The 3,317-nt window shown below is 54.2% G+C and carries 3 protein-coding genes; 2 read left to right on the forward strand and 1 reads right to left on the reverse strand.

From position 1 onward, the window contains the following. On the reverse strand, positions 1-198 hold a 198-nt coding region (locus tag MKK64_RS01835; RefSeq protein WP_243932014.1), incomplete at its 3' end, for a recombinase family protein. A gap of 285 nt (positions 199-483) precedes the next feature. Here MKK64_RS01835 and MKK64_RS01840 point away from each other — a divergent pair. Beyond that, a complete protein-coding gene (locus tag MKK64_RS01840) occupies positions 484-999 on the forward strand; it encodes a PAS domain-containing protein (RefSeq protein WP_243932015.1) in 516 nt (171 codons plus the stop codon). Positions 1,000-1,278: 279 nt separating this feature from the next. Beyond that, positions 1,279-3,033 (forward strand): putative bifunctional diguanylate cyclase/phosphodiesterase, encoded by a 1,755-nt coding sequence (locus tag MKK64_RS01845; RefSeq protein WP_243932016.1) that lies wholly within the window; start codon positions 1,279-1,281, stop codon positions 3,031-3,033. The last annotated feature ends 284 nt before the right edge of the window (positions 3,034-3,317 follow it).

Raw genomic sequence — 3,317 nt, forward strand, 5'->3', positions numbered from 1 at the left:
CCGATCGAGCTTCCACACCACCAGCACGTCGGTGGGTCGCAGGTAGGCGAGCGCCGCCTCGAACTCAGGCCGCTTGGTCCCGGCCTTGCCGGACTTCTTCTCCTCGAACAGCTTCTCGCACCCGGCCTTGGTCAGCGCATCACGCTGGAGGTCGAGGTTCTGGTCGAGCGTGGAGACGCGGGCATATCCGACGAGCATGTCGGGATAGTGATTCAGGTGCGTTTTATCCGCAATAGAAAACCCGTCATATTTTCCCGACAGAAACCAAGCTGCGGTGAGCCGTCAACGAGCCGCTCCACCTTCTCGTCGGAAAAACGTTCGGATATCCGACACAGAAGGGTCTAGGAAATATATCTTGATTGGATCGCTTTTCCCCGACTGACGAAGATCCGATGATTTACAGGGCAGCCGCGGTTATCCTCGGCCTTTCGTATTCCATCAACCCTTGGGGAACGTCTTTGTCAGCTCTACGATTGGACGATAGTGAGCTACGGCTTTCAAGAAGGTGATCGCCCAACCAATATGACAATCGTCGAATTAATCCGTGCCTTTGGCCGGGATCTTCCTGTTGGTATCGTCATTACGGAGGCCGTTCTTGAGCCGCCTGGGCCGATCATCACCTACGTCAACCCAGCCTTTGGGAAGCTGGTCGGACGCGATCCAGACGAGATTGTCGGTCTGAGCCCACGCTTCATGCAAGGTCGAGAGACGCGCAGGGCGACGCTCGACGTCTTCCACCATGCCTTGAAAAGGGGAGAGCGCTTCCACGGCTACCTAACGAACTACAAAGGTGATGGAACACGATATCGCGCCGAGATCGATTGCCGTCCCATTCGCGATGTGCGCGGCGAGATCGAGGGCTTTATCTCATTCGAGCGTGAGGTGATCCGCCGAATTGGGCGCCCGATTGCAAACATCGCAGGGCGCTACGAGGACGCTTCAGCAAGTAACGATCAGTTAGGGAATGCCTTGCGGGCCTTGGGCGTTTTTGTCGCATGAAAGCAGGCTTATAGCTCTCCAGTTCCTGCTATCTCAGCCTAATGACTAAATCTGCGCCCCCCCAAAAATAGCATATGATCATATTTTATCCTTGTACATCATTTGATATTAATTTGAAATCAACTTGTGTGACGCTATAGAAATTTCCTGTCGGCACTTTGTGGTGCTATAAAAAACTAATCCTAGCTATCATTTGTAGCAAAGTCTGTCTTCAGCCGCCTCATACCGGGTGGTTTCGAGGCGTGGTCAATCTAGCGGTTTAGTCAGGAGTATCAACCGATGGTGTCGGCTGAAGAAAGCAACCGTCTAGACGCGCTTCACAGATTAGACCTCCTTGACACGTCACCGGGGGAGAACTTCGATCGTATCACGCGAATGGCAAGCCAGATTTTCGACCTGCCAATCGCAGCTATCTCTCTCACCGATAGCGACAGACAATGGTTCAAGTCGCGGGTCGGCGTAGAACACAGCTCGATCCCACGTGAGAAGGCACCATGTGCTGAAGTGGCCGAGAGTCGCGACCTGTTGGTGATCGAGGACTTTCTCACAGATCCCTGTTATCACGACAGCGTCTTGGCAAGAGCTGGAATACGCTTCTATGCTGGGGTTCCACTCATGACGCGCGACGGTTTCGGTCTTGGCGCCATGTGTGTGCTCGGAACATCCCCGCGACAGGCAGAGCCCTCTGAGCTAACGGCCCTTCACGATCTCGCCGCTATGGTAATGTCGCAGATCGAGTTGCAGCATGCCTTCGGACGCATTGATCCGATCAGTGAGCTTCCGAACCGAACACAGTTTTTCGATGACCTTAGCGATCTGGCTCGTAATGATACAACAAAAGCGAAAAATATCGTGATTGTTGTTGATTTGATCTCTGTTGAGCAGATGAACCATGCTGTACGCGTCATGGGCTCGGCCGTTATCGATGATCTCGTCAGAATATCAGCACGCAATTTTCGGTCCTTGATTGGGCCGCATCGAAAAGCATATCATATCGGAAGTACACAGCTAGCGGCATTAGCACCCGAAAGCATGAACGAATTTGCCTACGTCAATCTTTTGAGAACGCAGACTCAGAAGCTCCGAAAGCTAGGCGGGCCGGATATGATTGGCACCGTCGCGCTGGGGATCGCTCCCTTTATCCTGGGAGAGCTACCCCCGAGCGACATTTTGAGGATTGCCCAGGGAGCAGCTCAGGACGCTCGTGCGACAGGCAAGCTCTTTCAGATCCATTCAAACACCTCGGACAACGCCTTCCGACGAAGCTTCATGCTGCTGCGGGATTTCGAGGCAGCGTTACAGAAGCCCTCAGAGTTTTCTCTCGCGTACCAGCCTCGCGTGGATCTCGCCTCCGGACGTTGTGTGGGCGCCGAAGCTTTGATGAGGTGGACGCATCCGACGCTCGGGTCGATCGCTCCAGGTGAGTTCATTCCTCTGATCGAGCGCATGGCCCTGGCAACACCAACAACAGCCTGGGTGCTGGAGACTGCTGTCTCACAGCTGGCGCAGTGGCGAGAGATGGGCTTGGAGCTGATCATTTCGGTCAACATCTCTTCCACCAACTTGCACGAAGCTGATTTTGCGGCCCGCGTCAGTCAGGTTCTGGCGCGCCATCGAGTACCACCCGAGTTCCTTGAGCTTGAGATCACCGAAACGGCAGTAATGAACGATGCAGAGCAAGCCCTGAGCCAGCTTAATGAGCTGGCTGCTGCCGGTATTCGTTTAGCGATCGACGACTTCGGCACCGGGTATAGTAGTTTATCCTATCTACAGCGGCTGCCGGTCCATGTCGTAAAAATCGATCGCTCTTTTATGAGTGACATCGATACCGATCCACGCCAATTCTCACTGGTGACCATGATGATCTCGATGGCGAAGCATCTTGGCCATCGCGTTGTAGCCGAGGGCGTCGAGACGCAAGCTGTACTCAGCCAGCTCCAATCGACAGCCTGTGCCGAGGTGCAGGGCTACCTTTTCGCTCGCCCTTTACCGGTGAATGAAGTTGCAAGTTGGATGAGGGATTTTAATTCGTGAGGCAATCATAGATTTAATTATACCTATTAGCTTATCCAGTAGCCACCCTTCTCGGACCCTACCGTACGTAGCTACATACGTCCAGAAAACGGTCGGATTATCGAAAATTCACTCAAGTTGCTTGCGACCCTTCTCGGACCCTTCAAAGGTCTCCTTCGCGGCAGGTTGGCGGAGGATGCTACGATCGGCGTGGGCGGGAGGCGGACAGTATGCGATGGACGTTCACGAACCGTCGCTCCTGCGCACGACCCAGGATGCGCAGGACGCTCGTCACCGTGCGGCGG

The sequence above is a fragment of the Methylobacterium sp. E-025 genome, from assembly GCF_022829705.1.
Lineage (GTDB): Bacteria > Pseudomonadota > Alphaproteobacteria > Rhizobiales > Beijerinckiaceae > Methylobacterium.